The organism is Collinsella aerofaciens (genome assembly GCF_005845035.1).
GTDB lineage: Bacteria > Actinomycetota > Coriobacteriia > Coriobacteriales > Coriobacteriaceae > Collinsella > Collinsella aerofaciens_I.
Map to the genome: position 1 here is coordinate 1 of NZ_SPFO01000020.1, position 15,338 is coordinate 15,338.

Annotated in this window: 15 protein-coding genes; 4 read left to right on the forward strand and 11 right to left on the reverse strand. The window is 59.8% G+C overall.

The annotated features are described in order from the left end of the window. Window positions 1–172: 172 nt before the first annotated feature. On the reverse strand, window positions 173–463 hold the full coding sequence (locus tag FGQ67_RS08420; RefSeq protein WP_171025273.1) for a CDP-alcohol phosphatidyltransferase: 291 nt from the start codon (window positions 461–463) through the stop codon (window positions 173–175). 295 nt (window positions 464–758) lie between these two features. Between FGQ67_RS08420 and FGQ67_RS08425 the strand changes: the two genes are divergently transcribed. Continuing rightward, on the forward strand, window positions 759–1,280 hold the full coding sequence (locus FGQ67_RS08425) for a nitroreductase family protein (protein WP_117638091.1): 522 nt from the start codon (window positions 759–761) through the stop codon (window positions 1,278–1,280). Window positions 1,281–1,403: 123 nt separating this feature from the next. Here FGQ67_RS08425 and FGQ67_RS08430 read toward each other — a convergent pair whose 3' ends face one another. The 3 genes from FGQ67_RS08430 to FGQ67_RS08440 form a co-directional block, all read right to left on the reverse strand. Next, a complete protein-coding gene (locus FGQ67_RS08430) occupies window positions 1,404–1,769 on the reverse strand; it encodes a hypothetical protein (RefSeq protein ID WP_171025274.1) in 366 nt (121 codons plus the stop codon). Between the two features lie 234 nt (window positions 1,770–2,003). Beyond that, window positions 2,004–3,221 (reverse strand): helix-turn-helix domain-containing protein, encoded by a 1,218-nt coding sequence (locus tag FGQ67_RS08435; protein WP_138341333.1) that lies wholly within the window; start codon window positions 3,219–3,221, stop codon window positions 2,004–2,006. A 266-nt stretch (window positions 3,222–3,487) separates the two neighbouring features. After that, entirely contained in the window at window positions 3,488–4,522 is a 1,035-nt protein-coding gene (locus tag FGQ67_RS08440; RefSeq protein WP_117848569.1) for a YeiH family protein, read from the reverse strand. Window positions 4,523–4,715: 193 nt separating this feature from the next. Here FGQ67_RS08440 and FGQ67_RS08445 point away from each other — a divergent pair, with 193 nt between their 5' ends. Next, entirely contained in the window at window positions 4,716–5,417 is a 702-nt protein-coding gene (locus FGQ67_RS08445) for a GntR family transcriptional regulator (RefSeq protein ID WP_233540843.1), read from the forward strand. A 113-nt stretch (window positions 5,418–5,530) separates the two neighbouring features. Here FGQ67_RS08445 and glmS read toward each other — a convergent pair whose 3' ends face one another. The 3 genes from glmS to FGQ67_RS08460 all read right to left on the reverse strand — a co-directional run bounded on the left by glmS (window position 5,531) and on the right by FGQ67_RS08460 (window position 9,148). Continuing rightward, window positions 5,531–7,378 carry a glutamine--fructose-6-phosphate transaminase (isomerizing) gene (gene glmS / locus FGQ67_RS08450; RefSeq protein ID WP_138341335.1) on the reverse strand — a complete coding sequence of 616 codons (1,848 nt, stop codon included), beginning with the start codon at window positions 7,376–7,378 and terminating at the stop codon, window positions 5,531–5,533. Between the two features lie 207 nt (window positions 7,379–7,585). Then, a complete protein-coding gene (locus tag FGQ67_RS08455; protein ID WP_212746028.1) occupies window positions 7,586–8,233 on the reverse strand; it encodes an amino acid ABC transporter permease in 648 nt (215 codons plus the stop codon). A gap of 33 nt (window positions 8,234–8,266) precedes the next feature. Further along, complete coding sequence (locus FGQ67_RS08460) at window positions 8,267–9,148, reverse strand: substrate-binding periplasmic protein (RefSeq protein ID WP_138341340.1); 882 nt, start codon at window positions 9,146–9,148, stop codon at window positions 8,267–8,269. Window positions 9,149–9,393: 245 nt separating this feature from the next. Between FGQ67_RS08460 and FGQ67_RS08465 the strand changes: the two genes are divergently transcribed. Further along, window positions 9,394–10,506 carry a LacI family DNA-binding transcriptional regulator gene (locus FGQ67_RS08465; protein ID WP_249934435.1) on the forward strand — a complete coding sequence of 371 codons (1,113 nt, stop codon included), beginning with the start codon at window positions 9,394–9,396 and terminating at the stop codon, window positions 10,504–10,506. A 72-nt stretch (window positions 10,507–10,578) separates the two neighbouring features. On the opposite strand, the gene FGQ67_RS08470 is transcribed toward FGQ67_RS08465, so the two are convergent. Beyond that, on the reverse strand, window positions 10,579–11,229 hold the full coding sequence (locus tag FGQ67_RS08470; protein ID WP_171025275.1) for an HAD family hydrolase: 651 nt from the start codon (window positions 11,227–11,229) through the stop codon (window positions 10,579–10,581). 167 nt (window positions 11,230–11,396) lie between these two features. On the opposite strand from FGQ67_RS08470, the gene larE reads away from it, so the two are divergent. After that, window positions 11,397–12,275, forward strand: coding sequence for an ATP-dependent sacrificial sulfur transferase LarE (gene larE / locus FGQ67_RS08475; protein WP_138341346.1), 879 nt, complete (start codon window positions 11,397–11,399; stop codon window positions 12,273–12,275). 781 nt (window positions 12,276–13,056) lie between these two features. Here larE and FGQ67_RS08480 read toward each other — a convergent pair. The 3 genes from FGQ67_RS08480 to FGQ67_RS08490 are packed head-to-tail and all read right to left on the reverse strand — an operon-like array spanning window position 13,057 to window position 15,289. Next, window positions 13,057–13,509 carry a PTS sugar transporter subunit IIA gene (locus tag FGQ67_RS08480; RefSeq protein ID WP_138341348.1) on the reverse strand — a complete coding sequence of 151 codons (453 nt, stop codon included), beginning with the start codon at window positions 13,507–13,509 and terminating at the stop codon, window positions 13,057–13,059. Between the two features lie 11 nt (window positions 13,510–13,520). Then, window positions 13,521–14,459: a transketolase family protein gene (locus tag FGQ67_RS08485; RefSeq protein WP_138341350.1), complete on the reverse strand. Its 939-nt coding sequence runs from the start codon at window positions 14,457–14,459 to the stop codon at window positions 13,521–13,523. Further along, the gene (locus FGQ67_RS08490; RefSeq protein WP_138341352.1) at window positions 14,459–15,289 is read right to left on the reverse strand and encodes a transketolase; all 831 of its coding nucleotides are present in this window, start codon (window positions 15,287–15,289) and stop codon (window positions 14,459–14,461) included. Before FGQ67_RS08490 ends, FGQ67_RS08485 begins: the two co-directional genes overlap by 1 nt. Window positions 15,290–15,338: the final 49 nt, after the last annotated feature.

A 15,338-nucleotide genomic window follows, 5' to 3' on the forward strand; every position in this document is an offset into this window, starting at 1 on the left:
GGAGCTAGTTCCGCGTTGCGCTAGCTGCGGAAACGCGGGGTCCGTTCAAGCTGTTGCGTTGAGATTGAAAATCAACCGCAAACGCGTGCACTTTTATGGCCTATCGGCAGAAAAAGACCGCCGGCGCGGGGGCGGCGCCAGCGGTCACGTGAAAATCGGGTTTTATTGCCTGTTAGGCAGCGACGGCCTCGTAGACCGTAGCGCCCGCAAAGCTGTCATGCAGGCTCTTGCCGCAAATCCAAGGCAGCTCAACAACCTCGCAGACCGTATTGACCAGCTCGGAGCAGTCAGTAAAGTGGCCCTTGTCGTTGAGGGCCTCGCAATCCTGAACACGCCAATAGCCATCGGTGTGCGTGATGTAGTACTCGTGATCGTCAATCGTCACAAAAGCGCGCGTCTTGGAACGCAGCAGCTTCAGAAATCCTTCGAAGTCGATCTCGACGACATCTCCAGCCTGGAACATGATAGTTACCTCCTGGCCCGGCGCCACCACGGCGCATTGATAAACGTTGGTACTCCTTTAGTAAAACCTTTATCAGAGGTTATACGTTCGTCATTTAGGCAAGTGGTAAAAAACCGCAGGGTAGACGGGATAAAACGTTTAACCATCCCATTTGTTTGTCACATTCTGAAGGTACTTTTATGCAAACCTACTTTCCCAATTGGAATCTATCCTTTTGGCCGGGCAATTGACCGTCTATCGTTTGAGCCCGACGGGTATGAACGGGGCATCTGCAACGCCACTACAAGGAGGCACCATGGAGACTATCGAAGCGCTCATTCACCGCCGCAGCTGCCGCAAATACAGCGATCGTCCCGTCGAGGCCGAAAAGCTTGCACGTATTATCGAAGCCGGCCAATATGCACCGAGCGGCATGGGCCGCCAGCCGGTGACGTTTGTCGCCGTCACCGATCCCGCGACCGTCGAGCGTCTCTCGCAGCTTAACGCCCAAGTCATGGGTAGCAACGGCGACCCCTTCTACGGAGCCAAAACGGTTGTGGTGGTACTGGTCGACCGCAACGTGCCCACGCATCTGGAAGACGGCTCGCTCGCCATGGGCAACTTGCTCAACGCCGCCTATGCACTGGGTGTCGATTCATGCTGGATTCACCGCGCGCATGAGGTCTTTGACTCGCCCGAGGGCCTGGAGCTGCTGGCCAGCTGGAGCCTGCCCGCCGACGGCAGCCTGCGCGGTGTCGGTCACTGCATTCTGGGCTATGCCGAGGACACGCTACCCGAGCCCAAACCCCGCCGCGACAACGTCGTCTACGTAAGGTAACCCAAGAGCGTCATAGGGGTAGCTAATTTGGGACGAGGCTATTTTAGCCACCCCACTCGCAACTTATCTTGCCGATGGAGTTGTCGTCGTTTCGTTCGTGTGGGTCGTTTCGGCGCCGTCGCCCTATTCGCCCTCGTCCTTTTGAGCGTCGGCGATGGTGGAGGCTGCCGCGACCATGCCGCGCTGGGGAGCGACGCCCGTCTGGGTCTGAGTGCCCTCGACAACTTCTGTGCCTGCATGCGCGAGCTCGGGCGATTTAAACACCGCGTCCAAGTTGGCGCCACCGCCGGCGTAGCCAAGCGCAGCGAGTGCGATGACGATCACTGCAACGACGACCGCGATCGGCACATAACGATGCCAACCAGCAGGATTGAGCCCACTGCGGCGAGCCGCCCCGCGGCTGATGTAGCCGAGCGTGCCGTCGTGCTTGAGCTTTGAGCCCACCACGCGTTTGCGGCCCCACAGCGAGCACTCTGCCTGCATTGCCAAGCGAGCACCTGTCGAAGGATAGCCGTATTTAGTGCGCTTGAACGAGCCGTCAAACCCCGAGGCGTGTTTGCCCCACGTCACCGATGTTGTGCGTCGGTTAACCGGCGCGGCACTCCGCCTTCTGCGGCTCGGTTTTGAAGTCTCAGCCATATGCCCTCGCACGCCGTAACCAAATCGAAACAATAACGCTTTGGACTGTAGCACACGCGTCGCGCGCGGTCACGGGCGCCTCGCTCAACGGTCATCGTCCTTCAGCAAGCGCCACAGCGTTGTACGGCTTATGCCCAGCACCTCCGCCGCACGGGTTCGGTTGCCGTAGAGATGATCTACAACCAGATGCGCGATATCTCGCTCGGTATCGGCCAGCGGTCGCAGGATATACAGGTCGCTTTCGAGTGTCGGGGCGCCAAAGGTTGCGGTCTTAATCACGTCCTCTTGGGCTAGCACTTCCTCCGCCACAGCGCGATCCACCGTGCCCGCCCCCACCAATATATACAGTCGTTCCGAGACCTCGCGGAGCTGCAGATAATTGCGCGGCCAGCGGTAAGCATCGAGCGCCTTCATCGCCGCGGCAGACAGCATGGGCGCTGCCGTCCCAAATGCACCAGCGAGATATTCCAAATAGCGCGCAATCTTTTGCGACGTGGCTCCCTGCTCGGCGATTGCCGGCGCCACGCTCACCGCACAGGCGAAGCGCTCAGTCACAAAGGCAGCTTGATCACTTTCGCTGCCGCCCGGCATGTCATTCGCCGTCAGCACCACATGGCAGCGCGTCGCCAACGCGGTGTCGGCCATCGTGGAAACGAGCTCGCGGAGACGCTGGGGGCCAACCGTGTTCCAGCCCTCAATGCAAAGTGTCAGCCCCGTTTGGAACAACGGCGATTCGGCGCTTTTGAGCACGTGGCGCCAACCGCGATCGGTAAGCTCATCGAGCGCAACGGCAACAAAGGGTTGATCGGCAAAAGGACCGTCCAGATAGAGGCGCTTGGCGATCTCGACCTGACCCGCTCCCAGCTCGCCCTCGAGCATAAGGGGCACGCCGCGCGCGTAACTCTCGGCGACCGGCGCAGCTACCGAGGCCGCCCCCTCAACGATGCCGTACGCGCTCGATTCGTAGCGGGCCTCAACTTCGTCGGCGTTGAGCCACTCGATGCCCGCATGTGCCGCGGCGCCGCGTACCTCGCGGACCACGACGACCCAAAGGCCCCCGCCTTCTTTGTCGGTGGGGCGAACGGTCAGGCTCAGGCGCGTACCCGCACGCCCCATAACCAGACGCGCGCCGTCTCCTATACGGTCGAGGCGCTCAGCGACAAAAGCCGCCACATCCCGCTCAAGCGCTGCGTCATTCATGGTCGAAATCGCGACGTCCCCACGCGCATCGATTGCCAATGCCGAGGCCCCGGCAGCAGCCAGGGCCTCGGTCAAGATGTTCAGCTTGGCATCGCTATCCATGATTTGCCCCTGTCCGCGGCGACGTGCAACCGCCGACGGTCGCACGACCGAGTGTTTTAAAATTGAACGATATTGCTCACCAAACACTATAGGGCAGAAAGCGCCGTCCTGCGAGTATAGGTGTTGCCCCGCATCGCCATCCTGGCGGGGCGATAAGAGCTCTTCGGGACTTATAAACCTGCGGACAAGCCATACCCGCAAGAGCTCCTATCGCTCCACCGCAGGCATGCGCTCACCAGCAACCAGCACGCAAATAAGCTACTCCTCTACCAGATTCCCAGCACGTGCTGCATTCCCAAACTCATGCACGCAATGCCAATCCAGCAGCAAAAGCCCAGCGCGATGGGCTTGCCGCCCTTTTTGACCAGCTCGACGATATCGGTATTAAAGCCAATAGCCGCCATGGCCATCACGATAAAGAACTTCGACAGCTCCTTGATGGGCGCCGTAAAGGACGCAGGAAGCTGAAGCACCGTGGTGATTACGCTCGCCAGCACAAAGAACAGCACAAACATGGGAAACGCGCGTTTAAGCGAGAACGTGCTTTTGGCGTCGCCGCCGGCCTTGCGCGCCAGATGCATCTGCCAGCATGCGAGGACCAACGTGATGGGAATAATGGCCAGTGTCCTGGTGAGCTTGACCACCGTGGCGCTCTCGAGCACATTGGCGCCGGGATGCATGCTGTCCCAAGCGCTCGCCGCAGCCGTTACGGACGAGGTGTCGTTGATGGCGGTGCCGGCAAACAGGCCAAAGCCCTCGTTGGTCAGCCCGAGCATACCGCCGAGCGTTGGAAACACGAGCGCCGCGATAACGTTAAACAGGAAGATGACCGAAATAGCCTGGGCAATCTCGCGATCGTCGGCATCGATGACGGGCGCGGTCGCGGCGATGGCAGAACCGCCGCAAATCGACGAGCCCACACCCACAAGCGTCGCGATCTTACTCGGCACGTTCATAACGCGGCAGAGCACAAAGGCAATGACAAGCGAAGTCGAGATTGTCGCCACGATAATCGGCAGCGACTGGGCGCCCTTGGACAGAATCTGCGAGAGGTTCATGCCAAAGCCAAGCAGGATTACCGCGTACTGCAAGACTTTTTTAGACGTATAGGTGACGCCGGCGGCGAGCTGTTCGCGACGATTCTTGGGAAAGACGAGCGCCAGGACCATGCCAAAGAGGATGGCGAATACCGGACCGCCGACCACCTCAATTTGTTTGCCGAGCAACGTCGCGGGAATGGCGATGATCAGGCAGAACAAAACGCCTTTCCAGCGCTCGCGTACGATATTTGCCAGTTGCATATGGGATTCCTTCTTTCTATTTCACGTTTGCGACGGCTTATGATACGGCAACATTGAGCGCAGCCTTGCGCAAACACAGACTAAGATGCCGCAATAGTTCTCAGGCAACAGCCGAATTACCCACCGCGGAGAGCTGATTCGCGGCATAATTAACAACTGACATATGAGTTTGATAGAACAGTTGCGAGGCGCTATGGAAGAATCGATGCACGTCGGCGAGCAGGAAACGAGCCTACAGGACCAGTCCTACCACACCATTCGACGCAAAATCGTCTACCTGGACTACAAGCCGGGCGAAAAGCTGGGCGTCAAGCAACTTTGCGACGACCTGGATATGGGGCGCACGCCCGTGCGCGAGGCTTTGGTTCGCTTGGCGCAGGAAGGCCTGGTGCGCACCGTGCCCCAGAGCGGCACCTACGTCTCACCCATCAACCTCACCCTTGCCGAGAGTGCCTGCTACATCCGCGAACATCTGGAAAAGCAGGTGATTGTGGAGTGCTGTGCGCGAGCCACGTCGGCCGGCATCGAGCAGCTCGACCGCGCCATCGTGCTGCAGGAAAAAGCCATGGCCGAAGAGGATCGCATCGGCTTCTTTTTGAGCGACAACCTCATGCATCACATGATTTTTAGCATCGCATGTCGCAGCACCGTTTGGTCGTGGCTCGAAGAGACCAATGCCGACCTGGAGCGCTTCCGCTGGCTGCGCGCCGCCACGCAGGTTCTCGACAATCGGGACATCGTGAACGAGCACAAGCAGATTCGCCGCGCTATCGCCGGTCGCGACCCCATCGAAGCGAGCTTTTTGGTCAGCAAGCACCTGCACATGATGTTCCGCAACCAAACCGAAGTTCTGGACCAATTCCCCGAGTACTTCGAGACCAGCAAGCTTCGCTAACCTGCCAAAAAGGGACAGGTTTATTTTGGCAGGTTTTATCTGGGCAAATGCAACAAGGCCCGGCTCCGTCTTGATGCGGAGCCGGGCCTTAGTCGCTAGAACGGCGGAACCAACTACTCTACCGTGACGCTCTTGGCCAGGTTACGGGGCTGGTCGACGTCGCAGCCGCGCAGGATGGCGACCTCGCGGGCGAGCAGCTGCAGAGGAACGCTCGCCGTGATGGGGCTGAACACGTCGCGGACTGCCGGCACGCGGACGATGCAGTCGGCGATCTTGTTGATCTCCTCGTCGCCCTCGGTGGCAACGACGATGACCTTGGCGCCGCGTGCCTTGCACTCCATAAGGTTCGACACGGTCTTGTCGTAGGTGGCACTCTTGGTGGCCACAGCGATGACAGGGAAGCCCGGGTCGATCAGGGCAATGGGGCCGTGCTTCATCTCACCGGCGGCGTAGGCCTCGGCGTGCAGGTAGCTGACCTCCTTGAGCTTGAGCGCACCCTCGTAGGAAATAGCGGCACCCATGCCGCGACCCACGAACAGCGCGGACTGCGCGTCCTTGCACAGCAGGGCGGCCTCATGAACGGCCTCGGTCTGGGTATCCAAAATCCACTGGATCTGCTCGGCCGTATCGGAAAGCTCGCGGAACAGCATGCGCGCCTGTTTGGTGGTCAGACGGTACTTAACCTGCGCCAACAGCAAAGCCAGCAGCGTAAGGCTCACGACCTGGCCGATGAAGCTCTTGGTCGAGGCGACCGCGATCTCCTTGTTGGCCTTAGTGTAGATGACGCCGTCGCTCTCACGCGCCACGGGGCTACCAACCACGTTGGTGATGCCGAAGACCTTGGCACCCTTGATGCGCGCGTCGCGAATGGCGGCAAGGGTGTCGGCCGTCTCGCCCGACTGGGACACGGCAACGACAAGCGTCGTCGGCGTGATGATGGGATTGCGATAGCGGAACTCGCTGGCCGCCTCAACCTCGGTGGGGATGCGAGCCCAGCCCTCAATAAGGTTCTTGGCGATGAGGCCAGCGTGATAGCTAGTGCCGCAAGCGATCACGTAGACACGGTCGATATCGTTGAGCTCCTCGAGCGAAAGGCCCAGCTCGTCGATGTCGAGCTCGCCGGCCGGCGTCATACGACCAACCAGCGTGTCGCGCACGACGCGCGGCTGCTCGTGAATCTCCTTGAGCATAAAGTCGGGATAACCGCCTTTTTCTGCCATGTCCAGGTCCCAATCGATGTGGGTGACCTTGGGCTCGATAACGTTGCCGGCCTCGTCGGTGTACTCGACGCCTGCGGGCGTGAGCTTGGCAAACTGACCGTCCTCGAGCACCACGACATCGCGGGTGGCGTCGATGAGCGCGATGACATCGGAAGCAACATAGGAGCCGGTTTCGCCCACACCGACTACGATCGGGGAATCCTTGCGGGCCACGGCGATCACGCCGGGCTCGTCAGCGCACACGGCAGCCAGACCATAGGCACCGACCACGTGGGTGCAAGCCTCGCGCACGGAGGCCATCAGGTCGTGCGTCTCGGCATAGGCCTCTTCGATCAGATGCGCGAAGACCTCGGTATCGGTCTCGCTCTTAAAGTGGTGGCCGCGACCCTCCAACTCTTCGCGCAGCTCGGCGAAGTTCTCGATGATGCCGTTGTGAACGATGGCGATACGACCGTCGCAGCTGGTGTGGGGGTGAGCGTTAACGACCGAAGGCTTGCCGTGGGTGGCCCAACGGGTGTGGCCGATACCGCAGGTAGCGTCGCTGTCAATGTTGGAAAGCTCGCTCTCCAAGCCCGCGACCTTGCCCACGCGGCGGATGACGTCGAGGTGCGCCGCGGCGCCCTCGCCCACCTCGAGCGCGACGCCCGAGGAGTCATAGCCGCGATACTCCATACGCTTGAGGCCTGTGACCAGGATGTTCTTTGCAATATCAGAGCCGGTGTAGCCGACAATTCCGCACATAGGATAAATCCCTTCGTCCGCTTGACTGCAAAACGTCCACGCACAAGGGGCGCTGAGACGTACAACGTTCGAGTATTGTACTCACGCAAACGCAAGCTGATATACCAGAAGTGGTATCTCAACTTAGATACCACCCGATGCACACATGCCCAGCCGGTCCAAACCGCCACAATGGGGACAGGCACCTTTGTGGTGGTTGGCACTCCCCTAGGGACGCAGGCGGCGTTCGAGCCGATTGCCCAGGGCCGTGAGTGCCATAACAATGACGTAGTAGACCACGGCCACCACTAAAAACGGTTCAAAGGCTCGATAGGTGAGCGCCTGCACGCTCTGGGCGGCGCGCATCATATCCATCAGGCCGATGGTTGCCACCAGCGAGGAGCTCTTGAGGACCGTGATCACTTCGTTGACCAGAGCAGGGGCAATCGAGCGCATCGCCTGCGGAACGATGATCTTGCGCATCATGGGAACATAGCGAAGCCCGATGGCCCGAGCGGCATCGTACTGCCCCCGGTCAACGCCCTCGATACCACCGCGCACCGTCTCGGACACCGTCGCTGAGCCGTTGAGCCCCAGCGTAATGGCACCGGCGGCAAACATCGAAATTTTGAAGCCCGTGGGCTGCGGCGTCGCAAAGTACGCCAAAAAAAGCAACACGATGAGCGGCACGCCGCGAAAGATGGAGGTGTAGAAGTTGAGCACCGCACGCAATGGGCGACAGGGCAAAACCTTGAGCACGGCAATGAGAAAGCCCAGGACGAGTGCTATGGCCAGCGCGGCGGCCGTCACCTGACAGGTCACGACCAGGCCGCTCATAAACATCGGTATATATGGTTCTAGCAGTTCAAACTTCATCAGCATGCCCTTGGCGCGCGCCTCACCGGCTCGCTATTTTCCGGCAACCGTCGACGTACCGGAAGCGGAATAGTCGCCGTTCCACATGAAGTCGGCGCCCACATACTGCTTGATGCAGTCATCGATGGTGCCGTCCTCGAGCATCTCGCCGATGCATTCGTCAAGCGCCGCGACAAATCCGGCACCCTTCTTGGCCATCAGGCGGTACACGCCCACGTGATCGCTCGTCTCGGAGCGATCGAGCAGGCCCAGCACCAGGCCCTCATTCGCATCGCGCATGGACTGGCCCTCGGCGCCGTCACACAGGTAGGCATCGATGCGCCCGGCGAGCACCTCTTGCAGGCACTGGTCGCCACCGTCGTACGTGTGAATATCAGCATCGGGCATGACCTTGGCGATGAACTTGTTCTGCACGGTACCGGTGGTGCAGGCGATAGACTTGCCGGCGAGGTCCTCAACGCGCTTGACGGGATCGCCGCCGAGCGTGAGAACGCCCACAAGCGGCTGATAGTAGCCGCGCGTGAAGTCATAGGTCTGCTCGCGCTCTTCGTTGGAGCTCATCGCCATGGTAAAGGCCTTGTCATCGCTCTGCACCGATGCAAGCGTGGCGGCAAAGTCCTGCGGCTCAAAGTCGTAAGAAAAGCCCAGGCGCGAGGCCATCTCGTCGGCAATGGCGATATCCAGGCCGACAACCTTCTGCTTGCCGTCCGACTGCGTCTCCAGATAGCGATAGGGCGCAAAGGCATCGTCGCCCACAAAGGTGAGCTTGGCGCCCTTGATATCGTCGCCCGCAACCGCAGCAGAACCAGCGGCAGAGCCCTTGTCAGCGCCACTGCCGGCGCAACCGCTCGCCGCAACCATTGCAGCACCGGCGATCAAACCCAGGAAATCACGACGAGAAACAGCGCGAGTCATACCAAAGCCTTTCAATCTACGTTCAAAGCGGCTTCCATTGTAGACACTCCACCGTTTAACGCGCAGCCCAGCCGCGCCAAAACCACCACAAAGGGGGACAGGCACCTTTGTGTGGTCTGAACTCCGGTGTTTGCCCAGATAAAACCTGCCAAAATAAACCTGCCCCCAATTGACAGGCTTTGACACCCTGAGGATGGGCGATGCTACAATCTGACTCGTACTTGAAACGCATCAAAGGGGCCGCTATGGCAAAGGTAAAAATCAGCGACGTCGCGCGCGAGGCAGGGGTCTCGCTGGGCACGGTTTCCAACGCGCTCAACCATCCCGAAAAGCTGCGCCCCGAGACCCTCAAACTCATCAACGAGACCATCAATCGCCTTGGCTACCTGCCCAACCAAAGCGCTCGTCAGCTCGCAGGCGGCGCCACCAAGTCCTTTGGCCTGGTCCTCCCCCGTCTCGACCACGGCTTTTCGCTCCAAATTGCCAGCGGCGCCCACAACGAGGCCCGCAAGCACGGCTACGACCTGCTCATCGCCAACGCCGATAACGACGACATCCTCGAGGACCACTACCTGCGCTATTTTATGGGCACGCAGATGTCCGGCGTCATGGTTCAGCCCATGGCGTCCCCCGATTGGCACCCCGCAATGACCAAGATGCCCGTGCCGATCGTCCATCTGGACATCCACTGCTCCGAACCCGGTTACTACGTGGCCGCCGACAACGAGGCACAGGGGCGCATTATCGCCGAGCTCGCCATTACCCGCGGCGCGCGCCATATCACCGTTGTGGGCAGAGCGGCATTTATGCAGCTCACCCTGCGCGTACTTGGCATTCACAAGGCCCTCGCCCTGCATCCCGATATCAAAATTGAGGTCATTGACGCCGGAGAATGGAATACCGCTGCCGACGGTTACAGCATCGGCGCTCAGATTGCCGAGCGCTCTACCGGCGAGCGTCCCGATTTTGTCATCGGCCTTACCGATGTATTGGCCTCGGGCGTTATCTCGGCGTTGACCGACAAAGGCATCTCCGTCCCCGAACAGGTTCGCGTGGCCGGCTGCGACGGCAACCCGCTTGCATGGAGCGGGTCGGTCCCCCTCACCACGGTGGCACCCCCGGGCTACGAGATTGGCCGCAAGGGTGTCCAGCTGCTCATGGAGCAAATCGAGAACAAGGCGCCGGCAAAAACCAAGCACATCCGCATTGGTTCCGCAGCGCGAACCGTTACTGCGGTCACAGCCGCCGAGGACATCAACCGTCAGGAACTCGTGCGGCCGTTCCTCTTGGAGCGCGCCAGTACCCAGGCGAGCAGCCAAGCCGAAGCCACCGCCATCAACCTCGGCGCGTATCTATAGCACGTCGGCCAGTATGCCAAAACGCCGCTCAAGCAAAAGACGGCCAATTGCTCGTTTCAGCTCCGCAATTGCCTAGCGCACGGCCTTGACCGCCGCCGTCAGATTGAACAACGTATCGAGCACGGCCTCGCAGCCATCCACCACGTCCTGCGGCAGCGGCACGATATCGGGAACGGCAAAGACGTGGCAACCGGCCGTAATGCCCGAGACGCAACCGTTACGCGAATCCTCGACCACGGCACATTCCTCGGGAGCGAAGCCCGCGCGCTCGCAGGCAAGCAGGTACATCTCAGGGTTGGGCTTGCCGTGCACGACGTCCTCGCCACAGGTCGCCGTTTCAAACTTGTCAAAGAGGCCGACCATCTTAAGGTTGCGCTCCGCCGTAACGTGGCGCGACGACGTCGCAAGGCCCACGTGATAGCCCGCAGCCAGCAGCTCGTCTAGACACTCGGCGGCGCCGGCCTTAAGCTCCAGTTCGGTCTTGACTATCTCGTCGCGAATCTCCTTGTGGCGGACATAGATCGCCTCGGCGGTTTCGCGACTACCGTAATGTTCATCAAGGATGTCCATGACATCGGGCAGCGTGCGGCCGATAAACTGATGGATCAGAGCATCATCAATCGCGATCCCCAGCTCGGCAGCGCCCGCCTTCCATGCCTTGATGCCTAAACGCTCGGTATCGACCAGCGTTCCGTCCATGTCAAAAATAACAGCCTTGATCATATCGGCCCCCTCACCGGATTGCATTACTGCCACTCTACCGCACTTTACAAACTTGTATATAACGTATATAGCATATTGCACTTTCGTTACATAAGCGGAAGTCTTATGACAGGCAGCTCGGTAGGATTATAGTTTTCGACCGAGTACTCAATGGTAAGGATCGTTTCATGCTTTCAGACACTACTGCACCTGCAGAGGAGCTTCAGGACAAACTCGCGACGCTCGAGCAGTTGCTTTTGGCATACGGACGCGTCGCCATCGGCTTTTCCGGTGGCGTCGACAGCAGCTTTTTGGCCGCGGTCTGCGCCCGTATCATGCCCGCTAGCACGCTTCTCGTTCACCTCACCACGCCGCTCATCGGCACGCCCGAGCAGGCTTCATTTGAGCGATCCGTTGACGTACAAGCCAGTGAGGAGCCGCATTTTAAGCTCCCCGTACTCAATCTTTCGGTCGATCAGCTGCAGCTCCCCCAAGTAGCTTGCAACGACGCCAATCGCTGCTACCACTGCAAGCACGCCGGCTTTATCGCCATCGTGAACCACGCCAAGTCACTCGGCTTTCCCACCGTCATCGATGGCAGCAATGCAAGCGATCGCGGTGACTACCGCCCTGGCATGCGCGCGGCAGAAGAGCTCGGTGTACGCTCCCCTCTTATGGAGGTCGGCTTTACCAAGGACGAAGAGCGCAAGCTGCTGCGTTCATGGGGCTATCCCGTCTGGAGCCTGCCGGCGGGAGCCTGTCTTGCCACGCGCGTCCCCACGGGTGAGAAGCTGACGCGCGAGAAGGTCGATTTAATCCGCGCCTGCGAGGATTACCTGCACGATCTTGACCTGGCGCAGGTTCGCGCGCGCTTGGTCGGCGGCTGCATGCATATCGAAGCCGCTCCCGCAGATGTCACCAAAATTGCCGCTCTCGGCGGTAGCGCCGTCGACGACGGGGGCAAGGCCCCGCTGCCCGCTGCGATTGAGTCTGCGTTGCGCGAGCTGGGCTGCGGCCATATCTCCCCCGAGGTCACCCCCTACATCCACGGCAACATGAACCTTTAGGTTACGCCGTTTTACAAACGGCGTAACTGCTCGGCGCTGCGCATGCTCCGGGCACGGCAATCTGACGTTCAACTTCACGGGCGCGACCAAAAGGTCAGCGCCCGCTTGTTTCACGTCACCTTACCGCACCCGGGGTCTGCTCGCTCGCATATGCTCAACCTGCACTGCGTTAACTGACCTGCCAAAAAGGGGCAGGTTTGTTTTAGCAGGTTTTATCTGGGGAAATATCACGAGGCAGTCGCCCCTCTAGCACCCATCTACTTCGAGAGACACAAGAGGGGCGACTCGGCTGCATCTACTTCTTCCGATAGCGGCGGTTGCGGCTCGTCGATGAGCCCATTACTTCAATGAGCCCTTTATCCGCCATTTTTGGCAGATGGTAGCTGACGGACGAATTTTGGCATTCCGTCTCTCTAAAACAATAGATTTATCTCTCTAACTTTAGAGAGATAAATGCCTTGTTTTAGAGAGACATTTAGAGAGATGTATCGAATTCGCTGCTAGATTGCCTAATGCTATCTCTCTAACCAACCTTCCCTTTAGAGAGACATTTAGAGAGACGAGTGCGACCTCTCTAATCATGGGCTCCACTCTTTAAGGTGCACACTTCCTAACCGTGCCCTAAGTTGCGGTGAAATAGTCCCCGATTAACCTGCCAAAAAGGGACAGGTTTATTTTGGCAGGTTTTATCTGGGGAAACGCAAACAGGGCCGCGACACCCCTATGGCGTCGCGGCCCTTTTCCTTAGAGAAGGATCGATTGATTGAACGGGATGACCGTTCTAGTCTTCGAGTCCGCTATTGATGAGCTCCGCAATTTCACCGGGATCGGTGCTCGCGCGCACCTTGTCACGGAAGCCGGCGTCCATCAGCATCACGGCAGCCTTGGAGAGCAAACGCAGGTGCGTGGTTCCAGCCTCACCGGCGGGCACGTACAGCGCGAGCGCAACATCGACGGGCACCCCATCGAAGCTCGGCCATTCAACGGGTTCGGTCAGTTTAAGCACGGCAACGCCCGGCGTGTGGATCGCGTCGCTTTTGGCATGCGGAACGGCAAAACCGGCGACAAGGCCGGTTTCGGCCTCGTTCTCGCGAGCAATGAAGGCGGCCTCTACGGCAGATGCGTCATCGGCAAAGCCGAGCTCGATGGCCTGCTCGGACAAATAATGCAGGGCGTCCTCGCGCGAGGCGGCGGTATACCCGATTGTCACTTGGTTGGCAGATACAAATCCCATGGAAACCTTCCTTACAACACGGACCTGACCGCAGCTTCGATGCCGTCGGCGTCCAAACCGTACTTGTGCAGCAAATCGACCGCAGGGCCGGACTCGCCATACACATCGCGCACGCCGACGCGACGCATCGGCACCGGATGCTGCTCCGCGAGCACCGAGGCCACGGCCTCGCCAAGACCACCGATAATCGAATGCTCCTCGGCAGTGACCACACGACCAGTCTTCTTGGCGCTGGCAACCACCAGGCGCTCATCAAGCGGCTTGATCGTGTGCATATTGATGACCTCGGCATCGATACCATCGGCAGCGAGCGCCTCGGCAGCCTCAAGCGCCTCAGCGACCATAAGGCCACAAGCGATGATGGTCACATCGGACCCCTCGCGCACGACCACGCCGCGACCAATCTTGAACTCATAGTCCTCGCAGTCGTTGATGACCGGTGTTGCCAGGCGTCCGAAACGCATGTAGACCGGCCCCTCAAACTCATAGGCGGCGCGCACGCATGCGCGAGCCTCGATGTCATCGGCGGGAACAATCACCGTCATACCCGGGATCGTGCGCATGAGCGCGATGTCCTCGCAGCACTGATGCGTGGCGCCGTCTTCACCGACCGAGATACCCGCATGTGTGGCACCGATTTTGACGTTGAGGTGCGGATAGCCGATGGAATTACGCACTTGCTCGTACGCGCGGCCGGCGGCGAACATGGCAAAGGTGCTCGCAAAGGCGACGTGGCCCGTGGTCGCAATGCCGGCGGCGAGCCCCATCAAGTTACTCTCGGCAATGCCGGCGTCGTAGAAGCGCTCAGGGTGCGCAGCCTTAAACTTACCCGTCTGCGTAGCGGCAGCCAGGTCGGCATCGAGCACTACAAAGTCATCGTGCTCATTGCCCAGCTCGACGAGCGCCTCGCCGTAGCTTACGCGCGTGGCGACTTTTTTGACCTCTGCCATTAGAGCTCCTCTCCTGCTGCCGCGAGCCCGGCCATGGCCTGCTCAAACTGCTCGTCATTGGGCGCCTTGCCATGCCAACCAACCTGGTTCTCCACAAAGGAGACGCCTTTGCCCTTCACCGTCTCGGCGATGATAGCGACGGGCGCGCCGGTCACCTCACGAGCCTCAGCGAAAGCCGCCTCAATCTGCGCCATGTCGTTGCCATCGGCTAGCTCTATCACATGCCACTTAAAGGCGCGGAACTTGTCAGCGAGCGGCATCGCCGAGTTGACCTCATCGATCGTGCCGTCAATCTGCAAGCCATTGTGGTCGACGACGGCAACAAGATTGTCGAGCGCATGGTTGCCGGCAAACATGGCCGCCTCCCACACCTGGCCCTCCTCGCACTCACCGTCGCCCAGCAACGTGTAGACACGGTAGCCGTCGCCCCAGTGCTTAGCGGCAAGCGCCATTCCAACTGCAGCAGAGATGCCCTGACCGAGCGATCCGGTGGACATATCGATGCCCGGGGTGTCGTTCATGTTGGGATGGCCCTGCAGTCGGCTGCCAATATGGCGGAGCGTCTCGAGCTCTTCGACGGGAAAATAGCCGCGATTTGCCAACACCGAATACAGGCCCGGCGCCGCGTGACCCTTGGAGAGCACAAAGCGATCGCGATCGGCCTTGCGAGGGTCGGCAGGATCGATATTCATTTCCTCAAAGTACAGATACGTCATGATGTCGGCAGCACCGAGCGATCCACCCGGATGTCCCGACTTGGCCGCGTGGACCGCAGTCACGACACCCTTCCTGACCTCATTGGCGACCTTCGCCAGCTCCTGGTTGGTCATACGAATTCCTCTCTTGAGAACAACCCCGGCACCGGATGACGCGATGCCG

Coding starts and splice junctions, on each gene's coding strand:
- FGQ67_RS08420 (WP_171025273.1), bottom strand. CDS start 463: ATGTTCCAGGCTGGAGATGTCGTCGAGATCGACTTCGAAGGATTTCTG.
- FGQ67_RS08425 (WP_117638091.1), top strand. CDS start 759: ATGGAGACTATCGAAGCGCTCATTCACCGCCGCAGCTGCCGCAAATAC.
- FGQ67_RS08435 (WP_138341333.1), bottom strand. CDS start 3,221: ATGGATAGCGATGCCAAGCTGAACATCTTGACCGAGGCCCTGGCTGCT.
- FGQ67_RS08440 (WP_117848569.1), bottom strand. CDS start 4,522: ATGCAACTGGCAAATATCGTACGCGAGCGCTGGAAAGGCGTTTTGTTC.
- FGQ67_RS08445 (WP_233540843.1), top strand. CDS start 4,716: ATGGAAGAATCGATGCACGTCGGCGAGCAGGAAACGAGCCTACAGGAC.
- glmS (WP_138341335.1), bottom strand. CDS start 7,378: ATGTGCGGAATTGTCGGCTACACCGGCTCTGATATTGCAAAGAACATC.
- FGQ67_RS08455 (WP_212746028.1), bottom strand. CDS start 8,233: ATGAAGTTTGAACTGCTAGAACCATATATACCGATGTTTATGAGCGGC.
- FGQ67_RS08460 (WP_138341340.1), bottom strand. CDS start 9,148: ATGACTCGCGCTGTTTCTCGTCGTGATTTCCTGGGTTTGATCGCCGGT.
- FGQ67_RS08465 (WP_249934435.1), top strand. CDS start 9,394: ATGGCAAAGGTAAAAATCAGCGACGTCGCGCGCGAGGCAGGGGTCTCG.
- FGQ67_RS08470 (WP_171025275.1), bottom strand. CDS start 11,229: ATGATCAAGGCTGTTATTTTTGACATGGACGGAACGCTGGTCGATACC.
- larE (WP_138341346.1), top strand. CDS start 11,397: ATGCTTTCAGACACTACTGCACCTGCAGAGGAGCTTCAGGACAAACTC.
- FGQ67_RS08480 (WP_138341348.1), bottom strand. CDS start 13,509: ATGGGATTTGTATCTGCCAACCAAGTGACAATCGGGTATACCGCCGCC.
- FGQ67_RS08485 (WP_138341350.1), bottom strand. CDS start 14,459: ATGGCAGAGGTCAAAAAAGTCGCCACGCGCGTAAGCTACGGCGAGGCG.
- FGQ67_RS08490 (WP_138341352.1), bottom strand. CDS start 15,289: ATGACCAACCAGGAGCTGGCGAAGGTCGCCAATGAGGTCAGGAAGGGT.